This window comes from Pseudomonas sp. lyk4-R2A-8, from assembly GCF_030209095.1.
GTDB classification, from domain to species: Bacteria; Pseudomonadota; Gammaproteobacteria; order Pseudomonadales; family Pseudomonadaceae; genus Aquipseudomonas; species Aquipseudomonas quebecensis.
Window position 1 is genome coordinate 330,572 of the sequence record NZ_JARVSS010000004.1, and the last position, 20,206, is coordinate 350,777.

13 protein-coding genes and 1 other RNA gene are annotated in these 20,206 nt (G+C 61.8%); 6 read left to right on the forward strand and 8 right to left on the reverse strand.

The window, feature by feature from the left end:
- Positions 1 to 113 precede the first annotated feature (113 nt).
- From ffs to QRN10_RS05930, 6 genes are all read right to left on the reverse strand, one after another.
- Positions 114 to 210, reverse strand: an RNA gene (gene ffs / locus QRN10_RS05905) — signal recognition particle sRNA small type.
- Positions 211 to 357: 147 nt separating this feature from the next.
- Positions 358 to 1,524 (reverse strand): zinc-binding metallopeptidase family protein, encoded by a 1,167-nt coding sequence (locus QRN10_RS05910; RefSeq protein WP_285427999.1) that lies wholly within the window; start codon positions 1,522 to 1,524, stop codon positions 358 to 360.
- Between the two features lie 105 nt (positions 1,525 to 1,629).
- Positions 1,630 to 3,996: an NAD-dependent DNA ligase LigA gene (gene ligA, locus QRN10_RS05915; RefSeq protein WP_285428000.1), complete on the reverse strand. Its 2,367-nt coding sequence runs from the start codon at positions 3,994 to 3,996 to the stop codon at positions 1,630 to 1,632.
- Positions 3,997 to 4,081: 85 nt separating this feature from the next.
- Positions 4,082 to 4,942, reverse strand: a complete 861-nt coding sequence (zipA, locus tag QRN10_RS05920; RefSeq protein WP_253508888.1) for a cell division protein ZipA — start codon at positions 4,940 to 4,942, stop codon at positions 4,082 to 4,084.
- 292 nt (positions 4,943 to 5,234) lie between these two features.
- Positions 5,235 to 8,723, reverse strand: coding sequence for a chromosome segregation protein SMC (gene smc / locus QRN10_RS05925; RefSeq protein ID WP_253508890.1), 3,489 nt, complete (start codon positions 8,721 to 8,723; stop codon positions 5,235 to 5,237).
- A gap of 2 nt (positions 8,724 to 8,725) precedes the next feature.
- Positions 8,726 to 9,385: a GntR family transcriptional regulator gene (locus QRN10_RS05930; RefSeq protein ID WP_253508892.1), complete on the reverse strand. Its 660-nt coding sequence runs from the start codon at positions 9,383 to 9,385 to the stop codon at positions 8,726 to 8,728.
- Positions 9,386 to 9,664: 279 nt separating this feature from the next.
- Between QRN10_RS05930 and xdhA the strand changes: the two genes are divergently transcribed.
- From xdhA to guaD, 4 genes are all read left to right on the forward strand, one after another.
- Positions 9,665 to 11,113 (forward strand): xanthine dehydrogenase small subunit, encoded by a 1,449-nt coding sequence (gene xdhA / locus QRN10_RS05935; protein WP_285428001.1) that lies wholly within the window; start codon positions 9,665 to 9,667, stop codon positions 11,111 to 11,113.
- Complete coding sequence (xdhB, locus tag QRN10_RS05940) at positions 11,106 to 13,505, forward strand: xanthine dehydrogenase molybdopterin binding subunit (RefSeq protein ID WP_285428002.1); 2,400 nt, start codon at positions 11,106 to 11,108, stop codon at positions 13,503 to 13,505. The genes xdhA and xdhB overlap by 8 nt, the downstream gene beginning before the upstream one ends.
- 116 nt (positions 13,506 to 13,621) lie before the next feature.
- Positions 13,622 to 14,464: a xanthine dehydrogenase accessory protein XdhC gene (gene xdhC, locus QRN10_RS05945; RefSeq protein WP_181076117.1), complete on the forward strand. Its 843-nt coding sequence runs from the start codon at positions 13,622 to 13,624 to the stop codon at positions 14,462 to 14,464.
- Positions 14,465 to 14,471: 7 nt separating this feature from the next.
- Positions 14,472 to 15,776 carry a guanine deaminase gene (gene guaD, locus QRN10_RS05950; protein ID WP_253508898.1) on the forward strand — a complete coding sequence of 435 codons (1,305 nt, stop codon included), beginning with the start codon at positions 14,472 to 14,474 and terminating at the stop codon, positions 15,774 to 15,776.
- A 76-nt stretch (positions 15,777 to 15,852) separates the two neighbouring features.
- On the opposite strand, the gene QRN10_RS05955 is transcribed toward guaD, so the two are convergent.
- Entirely contained in the window at positions 15,853 to 16,617 is a 765-nt protein-coding gene (locus QRN10_RS05955; protein WP_016979279.1) for a GntR family transcriptional regulator, read from the reverse strand.
- 225 nt (positions 16,618 to 16,842) lie between these two features.
- Between QRN10_RS05955 and QRN10_RS05960 the strand changes: the two genes are divergently transcribed.
- Complete coding sequence (locus QRN10_RS05960) at positions 16,843 to 18,030, forward strand: benzoate/H(+) symporter BenE family transporter (RefSeq protein ID WP_253508900.1); 1,188 nt, start codon at positions 16,843 to 16,845, stop codon at positions 18,028 to 18,030.
- Positions 18,031 to 18,125: 95 nt separating this feature from the next.
- Here QRN10_RS05960 and QRN10_RS05965 read toward each other — a convergent pair whose 3' ends face one another.
- On the reverse strand, positions 18,126 to 18,470 hold the full coding sequence (locus QRN10_RS05965; RefSeq protein ID WP_090400317.1) for a YggL family protein: 345 nt from the start codon (positions 18,468 to 18,470) through the stop codon (positions 18,126 to 18,128).
- Positions 18,471 to 18,708: 238 nt separating this feature from the next.
- Between QRN10_RS05965 and dacB the strand changes: the two genes are divergently transcribed.
- Positions 18,709 to 20,169, forward strand: coding sequence for a D-alanyl-D-alanine carboxypeptidase/D-alanyl-D-alanine endopeptidase (gene dacB, locus QRN10_RS05970; RefSeq protein ID WP_253508902.1), 1,461 nt, complete (start codon positions 18,709 to 18,711; stop codon positions 20,167 to 20,169).
- Positions 20,170 to 20,206: the final 37 nt, after the last annotated feature.

Here is a 20,206-nt window from a genome sequence, read left to right on the forward strand (position 1 = left end):
GTGAGTTTTCAACCGTCGCGACAATGCCACCATCGACTGCTCGAAGGCAGATGGTTCGCATACGTTTTTTTAAGATTTGGATAGACAACAAAGGAAGAGCGTTATGGAGGCAACCCCACCAGCCACACCCCGGCACACAATGTTCCCGCTGTGGCTGCTCCCTTCCGGGCCTGACCAGGTTAACGGGTAATCGTTGCGGGGGGACCGATGGGGTCACCATAACGACGCTGGCCTCTCGGCAAGCCGCGCCATTGTACCGATCTCATGGGAAGTTACAACCGTTGGTGACCGATTAAAAATATGAAGAGGTTCAAGCACTTGCCTTGACCACACGCTTTGCCCTCACACACGGGTTAATCACTGTGCCTGCAACACCTCGTCCGCACGCCCGCCCTCCTCCTGGATCACCAGGTGGATAAAGTGCAGTTTGGCGATCACCGCCGGTGGGAGTACGAAGGGGTAGAAATCCGGCTGGCCCATGCTGCGCGAGAGTTCGTTCAGCATGCCGGCCAGTTCGATCCAGGCGTTGACGAACGAAAGAAATGCCGGACCGCCTGGGTGTTCAGGGTCGTAGAGGGTGGCGAGGGGGAACGGCTGATAATCCAGGTCCATCTCGCGGGCGCTCATGCCGAAGCCCAGGGCGGTGTCCACGGCGTCCATCATATGCAGGTAGTGCGCCCAGGTCTCGGCCCAGTCTTCCCACGGGTGCATGGTGGCGTAGGCGCTGACGCAGGTGTGTTGCCAGTCCGGTCGCGGCCCGTGCTGATAGTGCCGCTCGAGAGCATCGGCGTAGCTGGCGCGTTCGTCGCCGAATAATTGGCGAAAAGGTTCGAGCCAGTGGCTGTCGGCGATCAGGCGATCCCAATAGTAATGACCGACTTCATGGCGAAAGTGGCCGAGCAAGGTGCGGTAAGGCTCGTGCATCTGCACGCGGACTTGCTCGCGGTGGGCGTCATCGGCTTCTTTGATGTCCAGGGTGATCAGACCGTTGGCATGGCCGGTGGTGGGCGCGTTGCCCTGCAGGTCGATGCCGATAAAGTCGAAGGCCAGGCCGGTATCTTCGTCGACGCGCTTGGGCACCACTTGCAAGCCCAGGCTGATCAACTGCGCCACCAGGCGGCGCTTGGCGGTTTCCACTTTGCGCCAGCGCTCGTGGTTTTCCACGATGGACAGGTCCGGAATGGTGCGATTGAGGCTGCAAGCCACGCACAGCGGCGCGGTGCTGTGCGCCGGGATCAGCCAGTTGCAGGCCGCCGGCGTGTCGAGGTTGGCGCAGCGACGAAAAGCGCCGGCGTCGAGATTGCCGTCCTGCAGCCACGTTCCGGTCACGGGGCCGGGCTGCAGGGACGCGAGGCGACTCTGCTGCAGCTGATAACCCAGCAGCGCCGAGCAGGCCAGGCACTGACTGTTGCGAAAGAACAGCGCCTGGCCGCAACGGCATTGCCAGACCTTGCCGTTGCGCGAGGTATCGGCCATGAACGGTGCGGCAATGCGCGAACTGAGCTGCTCGAAATAGCGGAACATGGCGATCTCTCCCAGGGATGACCAAGACTAGATCATCGCGGACTCCGGATCGTTCCACTTGGCAGGCACGAGGTGCGCAGCGCAGCCCGCGCGCTGCTGACGCCGTCAGACAGATAAGTTGTGCCGGGCCAGGAAAGCGATAAATGCCTCTTCATCCAGTACTTTCAAACCGAGCTCGGTAGCCTTGGCCAGCTTGGAGCCGGCGCCGGGCCCCGCGACCACGCAGTGGGTCTTGGCCGATACGGAGCCGGCCACCTTGGCGCCCAGGCTTTCCAGCTTGTCCTTGGCCACGTCGCGGCTCATCAGCTCCAGCGAGCCGGTCAGCACCCAGGTGTGGCCGGCTTCGGGCAACCCTTCGATGACTTTTTTCTCGCTGTGCCAGTGCATGCCGAAGTCCTTGAGCTGCTGCTCGATCGCCAAGGCGCGGCGCGCATTCTGCGGGTTATCGAAAAAGTCACGCACGGCCTTGGCCTGCTTCTCGGGCAATGCCTGGCGCATGTCCAGCCAGTCGGCCTGGATTACGCCGTCGAGGCTGCCGAATCTGTCCGCCAGTTTCTGCGCGGCGCCGGGACCGACGCTGGGCACATTGAGCTTGTCGAGCAACCCGCCGAGGGTGGCGCTGGCGGCGAATTCGGCGCTCAGATCGCCCTGCTCCTGCAACTGCAGGCCGCATTCGTCCGGCGACAGCAACGCGCCGATCACCTGTTGGTTGTGGCCGTCCTCAAAGAAACTGTGGATCTCATGCGCCACTTCCAGGCCCACGTCCGGCAAGTACGTGAGCACTTCCGGCAAAGCCTGTTGCACGCGCGCAAGGGAGGCCAGCGAGCGCGCCAGCACCTTGGCGGTCTCCTCGCCCACATCGGGAATACCCAGGGCGTAGATAAAGCGCGCCAGGGTCGGCGACTTGCTGTTTTCGATGGCGGCGATCAGCTTTTTGCTGGAGATATCGGCGAAGCCTTCCAGGTCGATGATCTGCTCGTACGTGAGCTTATAGAGGTCAGCCGGGGAACCGATGAGGTGTTCATCCACCAGTTGCTCAATGGTCTTGTCACCCAGGCCGTCGATGTCCATGGCGCGACGCGACACGAAGTGGATGATCGCCTGCTTGAGCTGCGCGCCGCAGGCCAGGCGCCCGACACAGCGGTACACCGCGCCCTCGCTGACGGTTTCCTTGCCTTTGCTGCGCTTGACCAGTTGCGTGCGCTCCACATGGGAACCGCACACCGGGCAGCTTTCAGGGATCTGCACCGCGCGTGCGTGTTCCGGGCGGCGCTCGGTGACCACCGAAACCACCTGCGGGATGACATCGCCGGCGCGGCGGATTATCACGGTGTCGCCGATCATCAGGCCCAGTCGCGCCACTTCGTCCATGTTGTGCAAGGTGGCGTTGGCCACGGTTACACCAGCAACCTTGACCGGTTTCAAGCGCGCGACCGGCGTCACGGCGCCCGTGCGGCCGACCTGGAATTCCACATCGAGCAGTTCGGTCAGTTCTTCCATGGCCGGGAATTTGTGGGCGATGGCCCAGCGCGGTTCGCGGGCGCGAAAGCCCAGCTCGCGTTGGGAGGCAAGGCTGTTGACCTTGAACACCACACCGTCGATTTCATACGGCAGGCTGTTACGCCGCTCGCCGATGTCGCGGTAGTAGTCGAGGCATTCCTGAATACCCTTGGCCAGTTTCAGTTCATGACTGATGGGCAGCCCCCACTGTTGCAATTGCTTGAGGTTGCCGATATGGGTGTCGCTGATATCGGCGGTGACCTGGCCGATGCCGTAGCAGCAGAACTCCAGCGGGCGGCTGGCGGTAATCTTCGAATCCAGCTGGCGCAGGCTGCCGGCGGCGGCGTTGCGCGGGTTGGCGAAGGTCTTGCCGCCCACTTCCAACTGCGACGCGTTGAGCCGCTCGAAACCGGCCTTGGACATGAACACTTCGCCGCGCACTTCCAGGGTCGCCGGCCAGCCGCTGCCGTGCAGCTTTAAAGGGATATTGCGCACGGTACGCACGTTGACGCTGATGTCTTCGCCGGTGGTGCCGTCGCCGCGGGTGGCACCGCGTATCAACTCGCCGTCCTGGTACAACAGGCTGACCGCCAGCCCGTCGAGCTTCGGCTCGCAGCTGTATTCCACCGCCGCACCGCCGCCGAACAGATCGCCCACCGGCAGATCGAGGCCCTCGGTGACGCGGCGATCGAACTCAAGCATGGTGGCTTCATCGAACGCGTTGCCCAGGCTGAGCATCGGGATCTCATGCTTGACTTGAGTAAACGCCGACAACGCCGCGCTGCCGACCCGCTGCGTCGGAGAATCGCGCGTGACCAGCTCCGGGTGCTCGGCTTCGAGGGCCTTGAGCTCGTGGAACAGACGATCGTACTCGGCGTCCGGAATGCTCGGCTCGTCGAGAACGTGGTAGCGGTAGTTGTGCTGATCCAGTTCAGCGCGCAGTTCGAGGATGCGGGTGTGGGCGGCGGTCATGGTGTTCTCTCATAAAGCAAAAGAGCAGCCGAAGCTGCTCAAATGTTGGTGCGCTTATTCTAATGACAACGCTGGAAGCCAATCCTCAGCGTTTCTGTGTCAGGGCGCGACGCTCGAACTCGACGATACGCTGACGGTAGTGTTCGATGGTCTGGGCGGTCAGCACGCTGCGCTGGTCGTCCTTGAGCTCGCCGTTGAGCTCCTGAGACAGCTTGCGCGCTGCGGCCACCATCACGTCGAACGCTTGTTTGGGGTGACGCGGGCCCGGCAGGCCGAGGAAAAAGCTTACCGCCGGCGTGCTGAACAGGTCGATATCGTCCAGATCAAAAGTACCCGGTTTGACCGCGTTGGCCATGGAGAACAGCACTTCGCCATTGCCGGCCATGCTTTCGTGGCGGTGGAAAATATCCATCTCGCCGAAGCGCAGGCCGCTTTCGAGGATGTTCTGCAGCAATGCCGGGCCCTTGAAGCCGCCCGCATCGCGGCAAATAACGCTGATCACCAGGACTTCTTCGGCAGCCGGCTGATCGTTGACCGATTGGCGCGGCGCGTTCCTGCTGGTGTTTTCATCCGGGAAATCGTCGTCGCGGCTGCTGAAACCGGGGCCTTCGTTTACGTCCAGATTCAAGTCGCCCTGTTGTGGCTCGGCGACCGGGTTGGCACGCTTGCCGCGTTTGGACGACGGCTCGCGGGCTTCACGCACCGGCGCACTCATCGACGGCAGGTCGTGCTCGTCCAACTGAGGCTCTTTATGGGTGTCCAGCACACGGGGCGGGCCCAGCAACTCGGCGCTGCCGTCATCGTCGGGCAAGTTGGACAGGTTGCGGTCCAGGCGGAATTTGAGCTTGCCCTTGCCACCGCGCATGCGGCGCCAGCCATCAAAAAGAATACCGGCAATGACAATAATGCCGATGACGATCAGCCACTCGCGCAGACCGATTTCCATGTAATCCCGTGCCTCTAATAAAAAATGCTGAAAAATAAGGGGTTTAGCACCGTGCAAACCGCTTTAAAACGTGGCGCCAACTCTATGTTCTGACTGACGTTTTGCCCACGCACACGAAAAATTGACATTAAACTAGCACGACCAAAGATAACTTTACACAGTTGGCGCGAAATGTGTCGAATTGCCAGCTTTCAGGCGTAGCAGGCAATCTCCTACAGCAGACGCCAACTGTGACCCACAGGCCCTGAGCGACAAGCTTCAAGCTGACTCACTTGCCGCTTGAAGCTTGCCGTCAGGCGTCCACCATCGCCATCGCCTCTTCCACGTCCACCGCCACCAGGCGCGAACAACCCGGCTCGTGCATCGTCACCCCCATCAATTGATCAGCCATTTCCATGGCGATCTTGTTGTGGGTGATATAGATGAACTGCACGGTCTGGGACATCTCCTTGACCAGCCGCGCATAGCGCCCCACGTTCGCATCATCCAGCGGTGCATCCACTTCATCGAGCATGCAGAACGGCGCCGGGTTCAGCTTGAAGATGGCAAACACCAACGCCAACGCAGTCAGGGCTTTTTCGCCGCCGGAGAGCAAATGGATGGTGCTGTTCTTCTTCCCTGGCGGACGCGCCATGATCGTCACCCCTGTATCGAGTAGATCTTCGCCCGTCAGTTCCAAGTAGGCGCTGCCGCCACCGAAAACTTTTGGGAATAAGGCCTGTAAACCGCCATTAATCTGATCAAAGGTATCTTTGAAACGGTTGCGGGTTTCCTTGTCGATCTTGCGGATCACGTTTTCCAGGGTATCCAGTGCCTCCACCAGGTCGGCGTCCTGGGCATCCAGATAACGCTTGCGCTCGGACTGCTGCTGATATTCATCGATCGCGGCGAGGTTGATCGCGCCCAGGCGTTGAATCCGCGCGGCAATGCGTTCGAGTTCTTCTTCGGCGTCTTTCTCGTTGGCCTGGGCGGTCAAGGTATTGAGCACGCCGTGCAGGTCGTAGCCGTCTTCCAGCAATTGGTCCTGCAGGGTTTTGCGACGCACGGTGAGGGCCTGCCATTCCATGCGCTGTTGTTCGAGCTGGCCGCGGATCAACTGGGACTGCTGCTCGGCCTGTGTCCGGCGTTTTTCTGCGTCGCGCAATTCGCGGTCGGCATCTTCCAGGGCGATCTGCGCGGTCTTGAGCTCTTCGTCGACGGTCATGCGCTTGTCGAGCAACTCTTCGAGCTTGAGGCGCAACTCTTCCAGCGGCGCTTCGCCCTCCTCCAGGTTGAGGCTCAGTTGCTCGCGCTTTTCGGTCAGGCGTTCGGACTGCATCTCCAGGCGCTCAAGAGCCTGGGCCGTGGACGCGTGCTGGGCCTTGAGCGAGCCCAGGCGCACGGCCAACTGATGGGCGTGGTCCTTGTGCTGGCGCGCTTCCTGGCGCACACGGTCGAGGCGCTCGCGCAGGCTGTCACGCTGGGCCAGCAGCAGTTCGCGCTGTTCGGTGTCCTGGGCCATGCTGTCGAGCGCCTCCTGCAAGTGCAGGCGCGCTTCGCCGATCTGTTCGTGCTCCAGGGCGCGTTGTTCGCCCATCTCGGCGACCTCTTCGTCGAGCCGGGTGCGGCGCAGGGTCAGTTGCTCGACCTTGGCCTTGCTCGCCGACAGTTGCGCCTTGAGTTCGCCTTGCTGGCGCGCTTCATCCTGCAACAGGCGACGCAGGTGTTCGCGGCCGGTCTCTTGCTGGCGCTGGGTGGCGCGCAGGGTTTGCAGTTCGGTTTCGAGACGTTCGAGGGTGGCTTCGCGTTCTTCGCGCTCGGCGCTCAGGCTGACGATTTCCTGGCCACGGGCCAGAACGCCGCTTTCCGCTTCGCTGGCGCGGCGCACACGCAGGAAGTGGCGGCCAACCCAGTAACCGTCACGGCTGATCAGGCTTTCGCCTTCCGCCAGCCCACCGCGCTGGGCCAGGGCCTGCTCCAGGGAGTCGACCGGCTTGACCTGGCCCAGCCACGGCGACAGATCAATCGCGGCCTCGACCTTATCCAGCAGGCTGCCCGGCACCCGTGCGCCATCGGCGGCGGGGCTGAGCAAACGCAGATCGCCCTGGGCAAACCCGGCGAGGTCGAAGCCGCCGAAATCGTCCACCAGCACGGCTTGCAGGTCGGCCCCCAACACGGTTTCAACGGCCAGCTCCCAACCGGCGTCGACTTTCAAACCTTCGGCCAGACGCGGGCGCTCAGCCAGGTGCTGGTCGCGCAGCCATTCGGCGGTGCCGGTGCCGGGGTCCAGCGCGGCTTGCTGCAGGGCCTCAAGGGATGCCAGACGTCCGTTAAGCCGCTGTAAATCGCCCTGAGCCTGCTGCTGCGCCTGGGTCGCCTGTTGCAATTGCTGGCGCAGTTGCTCCAGGCGCTCGACTTGCTGTTCTTCGCTGGCTTCCAGCTCCTCCAGCGTCATTTCGCTTTCGGCCAGTTGCTCGCTGAGGTCCATGATCGCCGCGTCTTCCGGGTCGGCGGCAAGCAGCACGCGCTCTTCCTGCAAGCGGCGCTGGCGCTCGGCCAGGCGTTCCATGCTGGTTTCCAGTTGCTGGATGCGCGACTGCTGCACCTCGGCCTGGCGGCGCGGTTCGGCCGATTGCAGGTTGAAGGCGTCCCACTGTTCCTGCCAGCCGTGCATGGTGGCTTCGGCTTCCTCCAGGGCAGCGGCGGCTTCTTCAGCGGCGGCGCTGGTGATCTCTTGCTCGGGGATGAGCATGTCCAGCTCTTCGCCGAGGGTCAGCAGCAAGGTGCGGTCGTGGCCCAGGTGGGATTCGGTCTCCAGGCGCGCGCGCTCGGCTTCCTTCAGATCGTCCTGCAATTGGCGCAGACGCTGCTGGCCGTGCTGGATGCTCTGCTCGACTCGGGCGATATCGCCGCCCACCGAATAGAAGCGGCCCTGCACCAGATTGAAGCGCTCGGACAGATCGTGGTGCCCGTCGCGCAGGCGTTCGATGCTGGCGTCGGCGTTGCGCTGCTCGGCCACCAGCGCTTCGAAGCTGATTTCCTGGGTGCCGATGATCGCTTCGCGCTGGCCCACTTGATCGTTCAAGGCTTGCCAGCGCAGGGCCGACAATTGCGCCTTTAGCTGGCGCTCTTCGCCCTTGTATTCCTGATACTTCTCGGCGGCCTGGGCCTGCCGGTGCAGGCGCTCCAACTGGCGCTCCAGCTCTTCGCGCAGGTCGGTCAGCCGGGCGAGGTTTTCGTGGGTGCGGCGGATGCGGTTTTCGGTCTCGCGGCGGCGTTCCTTGTACTTGGAGATGCCGGCCGCTTCCTCGATAAAGTTGCGCAGGTCCTCGGGCTTGGCTTCGATCAGCTTGGAGATCATGCCCTGTTCGATGATCGAATAGCTGCGTGGGCCCAGGCCGGTGCCGAGGAAGATATCGGTAATGTCACGACGGCGGCACTTGGTGCCGTTGAGGAAGTAGCTGTTCTGGCTGTCGCGCGTGACTTTGCGGCGGATGGAGATTTCCGCATAGGCCGCGTATTCGCCGATCAGGGTGCCGTCGGAGTTGTCGAACACCAGCTCGATGCTGGCCTGGCTCACCGGCTTGCGGCTGGTGGAGCCGTTGAAGATGACGTCGGTCATCGACTCGCCGCGCAGGTTCTTGGCCGAGCTCTCGCCCATCACCCAGCGGACGGCGTCGATGATGTTCGACTTGCCGCAACCATTGGGCCCGACCACCGCCGCCATATTACTGGGGAAGTTCACCGTGGTCGGGTCGACGAAGGATTTGAACCCCGCCAGTTTGATGCACTTGAGCCGCACGTTTAGGCGCCCGCCAACGCTGCGATAACCAGCGAGCAACTGCGCTGACCGTAGGCCGACAGCACCTGGCGGATCTGCGGCAAGTCACGGGCCAGCACGGCGGCGAGCAGTTGCTCGAACAGCGCCAGGTACTCGCTCATCTCGGCCTTGCGCTGGTCCAGGGCCAGGTAATAGGCGCGGTTCATCGCCGGCTGCAGGTTTTCGACGGTTTCCTGCAGGTACGGGTTGTTAGCGAAGGGGTACGCGGCGCGCATCACATTGAAGCTTTCTTCGACGAACGCGCGGATGTCCTGACGTTCGAAATTGCTCACCAGACGCTGCTGGATCTGCACGAACGGCGCCATATCGGCCTGGGTCTGCCAGCCCTGCGCCACCGCATTGCCGAGCAGGATGTACAGCTCGCCCATCAACGTGCACAGGCTTTGCACCTTGTGCGCGGTGAGTTCGGTGACGTGGGCGCCACGGCGCGGCAGGATCGCGATCAGGTGCCGGCGTTCAAGGATCAGCAGGGCTTCGCGCACGGAGCCGCGGCTGACATTGAGCGCCAGCGTGACCTTCTGTTCCTGGATACGCTCCCCAGGCTTGAGATCGCCGCGAATGATACGTTCGGCGAGGTGGTGAGCGATCTGCTCGGCGAGACTGTCCGGCGCCTTGAACGTCATGGGTTTCCTTCAAAATCGTCTATCGATACAAGCGCGGCAGTGTAGCGCATTGGCCCGCTGATGGCGCTACGCCCACTGTCGCGAATTGGCATGAAATAAGCAGTTCTCCCCATCTACAAGCCGCCAAAAACGCCGGTTCCAGAAGACTGAACCATAATTGAATGGGTTGTGACCGCACTTTCTTGACCCTTAGGTCAGAAAACAATTGACCGAAAAGTCAGACATGACTAGATTCGGCCCACAGCGGTTAACAACAATAATGAGTCTGCGAGGCCTTCCGTGATCCAGTTTTTACTCAACCAGGAACTCCGTAGCGAGCACGCCCTGGACCCCAATCTGACCGTGCTCAATTATCTTCGCGAGCACCTGGGCAAACCCGGTACCAAGGAAGGCTGCGCCAGCGGCGACTGTGGTGCATGCACCGTGGTAGTCGGCGAGTTGCACACCGATGATCAAGGCGTCGAGCACATTCGCTATCGCAGCCTCAATTCGTGCCTGACCTTTGTGTCGTCATTGCACGGCAAGCAACTGATCAGCGTCGAGGACCTCAAGCACCAGGGCCAACTGCACAGCGTGCAGCAGGCCATGGTGGAGTGCCACGGCTCGCAATGCGGTTTTTGCACCCCCGGTTTCGTGATGTCGTTGTTCGCACTGCAGAAGAACAGCGACGCCCCCGACAGCGCCAAGGCCCACGAAGCGCTGGCCGGCAATCTGTGTCGCTGCACCGGTTACCGGCCGATTCTCGCCGCCGCCGAACAGGCCTGCTGCAACAAGCCCAAGGACCAATTCGACAGCCGCCAGGCCGACACCATCGCGCGCCTCAAAAGCATCGCACCAACCCAGACCGGCGAACTCAACAGCGGCGACAAACGTTGCCTGGTGCCCCTGACCGTGGCCGACTTGGCCGACCTTTACGACGCCTATCCGCAAGCCCGTTTGCTGGCCGGCGGCACCGACCTGGCGTTGGAAGTCACTCAGTTCCACCGCACGCTGCCGGTGATGATCTACGTCGGCAACATTGAAGAAATGAAGCGCATCGAGTCGTTCGACGACCGCCTGGAAATCGGCGCCGCCACCCCGCTCTCCGACTGCTACGCCGTATTGCACCAGGCATACCCGGACTTCGGCGATCTGCTGCACCGCTTCGCCTCCCTGCAGATCCGCAACCAGGGCACCCTGGGCGGCAATATCGGTAACGCCTCGCCGATCGGAGACTCGCCGCCGCTGCTGATCGCTCTGGGCGCACAGATCGTGCTGTGCAAAGGCAACACCCGGCGCACCCTGGCGCTGGAAGACTACTTCATCGATTACCGCGTCACCGCGCGCCAGGACAGCGAATTTATCGAGAAGATCATCGTGCCCAAGGGCCATACGCTGTTCCGCGCCTACAAGGTGTCCAAACGCCTGGATGACGATATTTCCGCCGTCTGCGCCGCTTTCAATCTGACCCTCGACAACGGTGTGGTCCAGACCGCCCGCGTGGCCTTCGGTGGCATGGCCGCCACGCCCAAACGCGCTCGACACTGCGAGGCCGTACTGGTGGGCGCCACCTGGAACGCCGCCACGGTCGAGAAAGCCTGCGCCGCCCTGGCCGAGGACTTCACGCCGCTGTCGGACTTCCGCGCCAGCAAGGAATACCGCCTGCTCAGCGCGCAGAACCTGCTGCGCAAATACTTTATCGAGCTGCAAACACCGCACATCGAGACTCGGGTGACCGCTTATGTCTAACCATCACGCCGTGGAAAAAACCCAGGCCGAGCTGGCCGAACTGTTCGCCCAGGACTTGACCAGCGGAGTCGGGCGCAGCGTCAAGCATGACAGCGCCGCCAAGCACGTCTCGGGCGAGGCGCAGTACATCGACGATCGACTGGAATTCCCCAATCAGTTGCATGTGTACGCTCGCCTGTCCGACCGCGCCCACGCGCGCATCCTCAGCATCGACACCGCGCCCTGCTACGCCTTCGATGGTGTGCGCATCGTCATCACCCATGAAGACGTGCCGGGCTTGAAAGACATCGGCCCGCTGCTGCCCGGCGACCCGCTGCTGGCCATCGACACCGTGCAGTTCGTCGGCCAGGTGGTGCTGGCCGTGGCCGCCCGCGACCTGGAGACCGCGCGCAAAGCGGCGATGGCGGCAGTGATCGAATACCAGGACCTGGAACCGGTGCTGGATGTGGTCGAGGCCTATCGCAATAAACACTTCGTGCTCGACAGCCACACGCACCAGCGCGGTGATTCGGCGGGTGCATTGGCCACGGCCAAAAATCGCATTCAGGGCACGCTGCATATCGGCGGCCAGGAGCACTTCTACCTGGAAACCCAGATCTCCTCGGTGATGCCCACCGAAGACGGCGGCATGATCGTCTACTGCTCCACCCAGAACCCCACCGAAGTACAGAAGCTGGTGGCCGAAGTGCTGGACGTGTCGATGAACAAAATCGTCGTGGACATGCGCCGCATGGGCGGTGGCTTCGGCGGCAAGGAGACCCAGGCCGCCAGCCCGGCATGCCTGTGCGCGGTGATCGCGCACCTGACCGGCCAGCCGACCAAGATGCGCCTGCCGCGGGTCGAAGACATGCTGATGACCGGCAAACGTCACCCCTTCTATATCGAATACGACGTGGGCTTCGACGACAGCGGTCGTCTGCATGGCATCCAATTGGAACTGGCGGGCAACTGCGGCTGCTCGCCGGACCTGTCGAACTCGATTGTCGACCGCGCCATGTTCCACGCCGACAATGCCTATTACCTGGGCGACGCCACGGTCAACGGCCATCGCTGCAAGACCAACACTGCTTCCAATACCGCTTACCGGGGTTTCGGCGGCCCGCAAGGCATGGTTGCGATTGAGGAGGTGATGGACGCCATCGCCCGTCATCTGGCGCTGGACCCGCTGGCGGTGCGCAAGGCCAACTACTACGGCAAAACCGAGCGCAACGTCACCCACTACTACCAGACCGTCGAGCACAACCTGCTTGAGGAGATGACCGCCGAACTGGAAGCCAGCAGCCAATACGCCGAGCGCCGCGAAGCGGTTCGCCGCTACAACGCCCACAGCCCGATCCTGAAAAAAGGCCTGGCGCTGACCCCGGTCAAATTCGGCATTTCGTTTACCGCCAGTTTCCTCAATCAGGCCGGCGCGCTGATCCATGTCTACACCGACGGCAGCATCCACCTGAACCACGGCGGCACCGAGATGGGCCAGGGCTTGAACACCAAGGTCGCCCAAGTGGTAGCCGAAGTGTTCCAGGTCGGCATCGATCGCGTGCAGATCACCGCCACCAACACCGACAAGGTACCCAACACGTCGCCGACCGCCGCTTCCAGCGGTGCCGACCTGAATGGCAAGGCCGCGCAGAATGCCGCCGAAACCATCAAGCAGCGCCTGGTGGAATTCGCCGCGCGCAAGTACGACGTCAGTGAAGCGGATGTGCAGTTTCACAACGGTCATGTACGCGTGCGAGAGCAGATCCTGACCTTCGAGACGCTGATCCAACAGGCGTACTTCGCCCAGGTCTCGCTGTCGAGCACCGGGTTCTACAAGACCCCGAAAATCTTTTACGACCGCAGCCAATCGCGCGGCCGACCGTTCTATTACTACGCGTTTGGCGCGGCCTGCTGCGAAGTGCTCGTCGATACCCTGACCGGCGAATACAAGATGCTGCGCACGGACATCCTTCACGATGTGGGCGCTTCGCTGAACCCGGCCATCGACATCGGCCAGGTGGAAGGCGGTTTCATCCAGGGCATGGGCTGGCTGACCATGGAGGAACTGGTGTGGAACGACAAAGGCAAACTGATGACCAACGGCCCGGCCAGCTACAAGATCCCGGCGGTCGCCGACATGCCGCTGGACCTGCGGGTCACGTTGGTGGAAAACCGCAAGAACCCGGAAGACACGGTGTTCCACTCCAAGGCCGTGGGTGAACCGCCGTTCATGCTCGGCATTGCCTCGTGGTGTGCGATCAAGGATGCGGTCGCAAGCCTTGCAGGTTATCGCCATCAGCCGAAGATCGACGCGCCGGCAACACCGGAGCGGGTGTTGTGGGGGTGTGAACAGATGCGCCAGTTGCAGGCGGCGACAGCCATTGAGACTGAAACCGAGATGGCTTCGCTCTAGATCGAGGTGCTGCCATCGGGGGCAAGCCCCTTCCACATAGTGATCTGCGAATGCTTTCAAATGTGGGAGGGGCTTGCCCCCGATAGCGGCCTGACAGGACACCACAAGAGGTGACTATGAACAACTGGATCAGCGCCCTCGCCGACCTGCAGAACCAGGGCGAACCCTGCGTCCTGGTGACCATCATCGAAGAACTCGGCTCCACGCCCCGCAATGCCGGTTCCAAGATGGTCATCAGCGCCGCCCAGACCTTCGACACCATCGGCGGCGGGCACCTGGAATACAAAGCGATGCAGATCGCCCGCGAGATGCTTGCCCGTGGCCAGCAGAACACCCACCTGGAGCGCTTCAGCCTGGGCGCGAGCCTGGGCCAATGCTGCGGTGGCGTCACCGTGCTGCTGTTCGAACCCATGGGCCAGGTGCAGGCGCAGATTGCGGTGTTCGGCGCCGGCCATGTGGGCCGCGCGCTGGTGCCGTTGCTGGCAGGCCTGCCCTGCCGAGTGCGCTGGATCGATTCGCGCGAGCAGGAGTTTCCGCAACAGATCCCCGAGGGCGTGCGTAAAATCGTCAGCGAAGAACCGGTCGACGAAATCGCCGACTTGCCGGTGGGCAGTTACTGCATCGTCATGACCCACAATCACGCCCTCGACCTGGAACTCAGCGCGGCCTTGCTCAAACGCAACGATTTCGCCTACTTCGGCCTGATCGGCTCGCAGACCAAACGCGTCAAGTTCGAACACCGCCTGCGCGATCGCGGCTTCGACACCGCCCAACTGCAACGCATGCGCTGCCCCATGGGCCTCGCCGAGGTGAAGGGCAAATTACCGGTGGAGATCGCCATCTCCATCGCCGGCGAAATCATCGCCACCTATAACGCCAATTTCGGCCAGCACAACGCAAGCGCCGAACCCATTGCCAAACTGCTGCCGGTGTCACGCCGCAGCCAAGCTACCCATTGAGACCACCATGCCTTTGACTCGCAAAGCCTACCGCGCCGCCATCCTGCACAGCATCGCCGACCCCGCCGAGGTGGGGATCGAAGCCTCCTATGAGTATTTCGAAGACGGCCTGCTGGTGATCGACAACGGCCGCATCAGCGCCGTCGGGCACGCCGGCGACTTGCTGCCGACGCTGCCGGCCGATATCGACGTGACCCATTACCAGGACGCGTTGATCACCCCCGGCCTGATCGACACCCATATCCATTTGCCGCAGACCGGCATGGTTGGCGCTTATGGCGAACAGTTGCTGGATTGGCTCAACACGTACACCTTCCCCTGCGAAAGCCAATTCGCCGATAAGGCCCACGCCGAGCAAGTAGCGGATATTTTCATCAAGGAACTGCTGCGCAACGGCACCACCACCGCATTGGTGTTCGGCAGCGTGCACCCACAATCGGTGAACGCGTTTTTCGAAGCAGCCGAGAAGCTCGACCTGCGCATGATCGCCGGCAAGGTGATGATGGACCGCAACGCCCCGGATTATCTGACCGACACGCCCGAGTCCAGCTATCAGGACAGCAAAACCCTGATTGAGCGCTGGCACGGCAAAGGCCGCCTGCATTACGCGGTCACGCCACGCTTCGCCCCTACCAGCACGCCGGAGCAATTGTCACTGGCCGGGCAGCTGCTGGGGGAATATCCGGATCTGTATATGCAGACACACATCAGCGAGAACCTGCAGGAAGTGCAGTGGGTGAAAGAACTATTCCCGGAGCGCAGCGGCTACCTGGACGTGTACGACCATTACCAGCTGCTGGGCGAGCGCTCGGTGTTTGCCCACGGCGTGCACCTGTGCGACGACGAATGCGCACGGCTGGCGCAAACCGGCTCGGCAGTCGCCTTTTGCCCGACCTCGAACCTGTTCCTGGGCAGCGGACTATTCAACTTGCCGATGGCCGAGAAGCACAAACTGAATGTCGGCCTGGGCACCGATGTGGGAGGCGGCACCAGTTTCTCGCTGCTGCAAACCCTTAACGAAGCCTACAAGGTCATGCAGTTGCAGGGCGCGCGGTTGAGCCCGTTCAAATCGCTGTACCTGGCCACCCTGGGCGGTGCACGGGCGCTGCGCCTGGAAGACAAAATCGGCACGTTGCAGCCGGGCACGGACGCGGACTTCCTGGTGCTGGACTACAACGCCACACCACTGCTCAGCTACCGCCTGAAGCAGTCCAACAGCATCGACGAGACGTTATTTGTACTGATGACCCTGGGGGATGACCGGGCGGTGCTGCAGACCTATGCCGCCGGCCAACTGGTGCACCAGCGCTGATCTCGGCCACAGCACAAAACCAATGTGGGAGGGGGCTTGCCCCCTCCCACATTTTGTCCCTGGCACATCAGGAAAATTACAGCTTTATCGAGGAACGCCCAGGCTTTTTGGTCTGCAACAGATGCGAGAACACCGCATGCAGATCATCCGACGCGCTCTCTTCGTCGAGGTTGAGCTTGCTGTCGATGTGATCCATGTGATGCATCATCAGGTTCACCGCCAATACCGCGTCGCGGGCTTCGATCGCATCGATCAACTGCGTGTGTTCATCGTAGGAACAGTGGGAACGGTTACCGCTTTCGTACTGGGCGATAATCAGCGAGGTCTGGGACACCAGGCTGCGCTGGAAGCTGATCAGCGGTGCGTTCTTCGCCGCTTCGGCCAGCTTGAGGTGGAATTCGCCGGAGAGGCGGATACCGGCACCGCGATCGCCACGGGAAAAGCTGTCGCGCTCGTCGTTGACCATCTGGCGCAACTCGGCCAGTTGCTCGGCGGTAGCATGCTGCACCGCCAATTCGGTAATCGCTCGCTCCACCAGCCGCCGGGCCAGGAACACTTGGCGCGCTTCTTCCACGCTCGGGCTGGCCACCACCGCGCCGCGATTGGGTCGCAGCAACACCACGCCTTCATGGGCCAGTCGCGACAGGGCGCGACGAATGATGGTGCGGCTTACGCCAAAGATTTCGCCCAGTGCCTCTTCGCTCAATTTAGTGCCGGGTGCCAGGCGTTGTTCAAGGATGGCCTCGAAAATATGCGCGTAGACGATATCGTCCTGGGTTCCGCTGCGACCGGCCTTGCCGGCACGCGGTTGTTTCTTGAGAGGTTGCAACTGTTCGTTCATGGGCACTCGGGTTTGGAGAACGGCGGCGAATTATCGGTAATACGGCAACAGCGGGTCGCTGGCAAGTATCCGCTAAAAACAGGGCACATTGTACACAACCCAATGAGCCAACACACTGTACGGCTGTTTGCGCCGCCGGCTGTATTGCAATGGGTATCAGCGTTTGAGTTTAGGCTTGAATCCGCACCTCCACCGGCCAAACCCAGGTAAAAGGAACACCTTTCCATGACCGAAGCCACCCAAGCGCGCCTGCGCCCACTGGCGGACACATCCCCATCGGCCGTTGTCGCCGGCTTTATCGCCATGATGACCGGCTACACCAGTTCCCTGGTACTGATGTTCCAGGCCGGGCAGGCCGCCGGCTTGACCACGGCGCAGATCTCTTCATGGATTTGGGCGATTTCCATCGGCATGGCGGTGTGCAGCATCGGCCTGTCCCTGCGTTACCGCACGCCGATCACCATCGCCTGGTCCACTCCCGGCGCGGCGCTGTTGATCACCAGTCTGGGCGGTGTGAGCTACGGTGAAGCCATTGGCGCTTACATCACCTGTGCGGTGCTGGTGACGCTGTGCGGCTTGACCGGCAGCTTTGAAAAACTGGTCAAGCGTATTCCAGCGTCGTTGGCGGCGGCGTTGCTGGCCGGCATTCTGTTCAAGATCGGCAGCGAGATTTTCGTCGCCGCCCAGCATCGCACCGGCCTGGTGCTGGGGATGTTCTTCACCTACCTGATCATCAAACGCCTGTCGCCGCGCTATGCCGTGCTCGCCGCGCTGATCATCGGCACCCTGCTGTCGGGGGCGATGGGGCTGCTGGACTTCAGCGGGTTTGAGTTGGAAGTCGCCACGCCGGTGTGGACCACGCCGCACTTCTCGCTGGCGGCCACCATCAGCATCGGCATTCCGCTGTTTGTGGTGGCGATGACCTCGCAGAACATGCCGGGCGTGGCGGTGTTACGCGCCGATGGCTACAACGTGCCGGCCTCGCCGCTGATCACCGCCACCGGCCTGGCCTCGTTGGTGCTGTCGCCGTTCGGCTCCCACGGCATCAACCTGGCGGCGATCAGCGCGGCCATCTGCACCGGGCCTCACGCTCACGAAGACCGTAACAAACGTTACACGGCGGCGGTCTGGTGCGGCGTGTTCTACGGCATCGCCGGTGTGTTCGGCGCGACATTGGCGGCGTTGTTCGCAGCGTTGCCCAAGGAACTGGTGCTGTCGATTGCGGCGTTGGCGTTGTTCGGCTCGATCATCAACGGCTTGAGCATTGCGATGAATGAACCCAGGGAGAGGGAAGCGGCGCTGATCACCTTCATGGTCACCGCGTCAGGCTTGACGCTGTTTTCCATCGGCTCGGCGTTCTGGGGGATTGTGGCGGGGGTGTTGACGCTGCTGATTCTGAATGGGCGGAGGTAGGGGTTAGCTGCAAGCTTCAAGCTTCAAGCTTCAAGCTTCAAGCTTCAAGCTTCAAGCCACATGAGCTTGCGGCTTGAAGCTTGTAACTTACCGCTTCAATTCTTGGAATTGATCGGCTTTTCCGGATACCACACGTCCAGCAGCGGGCTGACTTCAGCCTTGGTCAGCTCGGAACGGGTTTTCAGCCAGGCTTCAACTGCAGCGCGCTGCTCTTCGGAAACCGAGCCACGCTTCTGCAGGCAAACCAGACCGTAGTCATCGCCGCCGACGTAGCCCAGACCGTTGGCTTCCATGGCTTCTTTGATGAATGCTTCGAGGAAAGCGTCGATAGCTTCTTCACTCAGGCCTTCTTTGAAGTCCAGGTTCAGTTCGAAACCCAGCTCTTGAAATTCATCAACGCACAGTTTTTTGCGCAGACGCTGGGAACGGTTAGTCGCCATTGGAACAGTCCTCTTAAGTAATAACGGCCGGCACTTTAGCAGTTTAAGGCGACGATTGCCCGATTCTCTGGGACAGGCGGCATTCTGCTGGAAAAAAAACGCCGATTTCCAGCTATCGTTCAGCTACAAATACGCCCGCCTTGGGGCATAATGCCGACACTTTCATGACCATTGAGGGATTTTTCTTATTGTCCCCTCGCCTTTTTCACCCTCCCTCAGCAGTAGGGTTTTACTCTTTATGATCAAATCTTTGCGTCCCCTGTTACTGGCCGGTTTTCTTTTGCCACTGGCCTTTTCCGTCACCGCCGCCCCGATCAATACCACCCTGCCGCCCAACGTCGCGCAGGCCCTGCAAAAAGCCAAACTGCAAAATACTGCGTTATCCCTGGTTATGCTGCCGCTCAACGGTCCGGGCACGCCGACCGTGTTCAACGCCGACGTGTCGGTGAACCCGGCCTCCACCATGAAGCTGGTCACCACCTACGCGGCCCTGGAAATGCTCGGCCCCAACCATCAGTGGAAAACCGAGTTCTACACCGACGGCACCCTCAGCGGTGGCGTATTGCATGGCAACCTGTACCTCAAGGGCGGGGGTGATCCCAAGCTGAACATGGAAAAACTCTGGTTGCTGATGCGCGATCTGCGCGCCAACGGTGTGCAGCAGGTTACCGGCGACCTGGTGCTGGACCGCGGCTTCTTTATTCCGCCGCAATTGCCGGAGTTCAACGACGATGGCAACGACGAAAACAAGCCATTCCTGGTCAAGCCCGATGCCTTGCTGGTCAACCTCAAGGCCTTGCGTTTCGTGACACGCAATGATGGCGGCCGGGTGCTGGTTTCGGTGGAGCCGCCGATTGCGAGCATTCGTATCGACAATCAGGTCAAGGTTTCCAACGCCAAGCAATGCACCGGGGATGTGCGCTACAACCCGGTGACCGCCGCCGATGGCAGCGTGACCGTGACCGTCAGTGGCCAACTGGCCGACGGCTGCAGTTCACAGACGTACCTGTCGCTGCTCGACCACGCCACCTATACCGCCGGCGCAGTGCGGGCAATCTGGAAGGAGCTGGGCGGCAGCATCCAGGGCCGCGATATCCAGGCGCCGGTGCCCAAGGATGCCAAGGTGCTGGCCCGCGCGTTCTCGCCGGACCTGGCGGAAATCATCCGCGACATCAACAAATACAGTAACAACACCATGGCCCAGCAGTTGTTCCTGAGCCTGGGCGCGCAGTTCCGCAATGATGCCGACGGCGACGATGCCAAGGCCGCGCAGCGCGTGGTGCGCCAGTGGCTGGCGAAAAAAGGCATCACCGCGCCGCACCTGGTGATGGAGAACGGCTCCGGCCTGTCGCGCGCCGAACGGGTCAGCGCCCGTGAAATGGCAGCCATGCTGCAGGCAGCCTGGAAGAGCCCGTATGCGGCGGAATACATCAGCTCGATGCCTATCGCCGGCACCGATGGCACCATGCGCAAGCGCTTGAAGACGACCGCCATGCGCGGCGAGGCGCACGTCAAGACGGGCACGTTGAACACCGTGCGCGCCATCGCCGGGTTCAGCCGTGACAACAACGGCAACACCTGGGTGGTAGTGGCGATCCTCAACGATCCCAAGCCATGGGGCGCTTCGTCGGTACTCGACCAGGTCCTGCTGGACCTGTACCGCCAGCCAAAACTGACGGCGGCGGCGCCGGTGCTCTAAAACAGCGTTGGCCTGAGGGGGGCTTGTTGCGGTGAAC

What these genes read in the sequence shown, in the direction of transcription:
- QRN10_RS05910 (WP_285427999.1), bottom strand. Translation starts at nt 1,524, where the DNA reads ATGTTCCGCTATTTCGAGCAGCTCAGTTCGCGCATTGCCGCACCGTTC.
- ligA (WP_285428000.1), bottom strand. Translation starts at nt 3,996, where the DNA reads ATGACCGCCGCCCACACCCGCATCCTCGAACTGCGCGCTGAACTGGAT.
- zipA (WP_253508888.1), bottom strand. Translation starts at nt 4,942, where the DNA reads ATGGAAATCGGTCTGCGCGAGTGGCTGATCGTCATCGGCATTATTGTC.
- QRN10_RS05930 (WP_253508892.1), bottom strand. Translation starts at nt 9,385, where the DNA reads ATGACGTTCAAGGCGCCGGACAGTCTCGCCGAGCAGATCGCTCACCAC.
- xdhB (WP_285428002.1), top strand. Translation starts at nt 11,106, where the DNA reads ATGTCTAACCATCACGCCGTGGAAAAAACCCAGGCCGAGCTGGCCGAA.
- xdhC (WP_181076117.1), top strand. Translation starts at nt 13,622, where the DNA reads ATGAACAACTGGATCAGCGCCCTCGCCGACCTGCAGAACCAGGGCGAA.
- guaD (WP_253508898.1), top strand. Translation starts at nt 14,472, where the DNA reads ATGCCTTTGACTCGCAAAGCCTACCGCGCCGCCATCCTGCACAGCATC.
- QRN10_RS05955 (WP_016979279.1), bottom strand. Translation starts at nt 16,617, where the DNA reads ATGAACGAACAGTTGCAACCTCTCAAGAAACAACCGCGTGCCGGCAAG.
- QRN10_RS05960 (WP_253508900.1), top strand. Translation starts at nt 16,843, where the DNA reads ATGACCGAAGCCACCCAAGCGCGCCTGCGCCCACTGGCGGACACATCC.
- QRN10_RS05965 (WP_090400317.1), bottom strand. Translation starts at nt 18,470, where the DNA reads ATGGCGACTAACCGTTCCCAGCGTCTGCGCAAAAAACTGTGCGTTGAT.
- dacB (WP_253508902.1), top strand. Translation starts at nt 18,709, where the DNA reads ATGATCAAATCTTTGCGTCCCCTGTTACTGGCCGGTTTTCTTTTGCCA.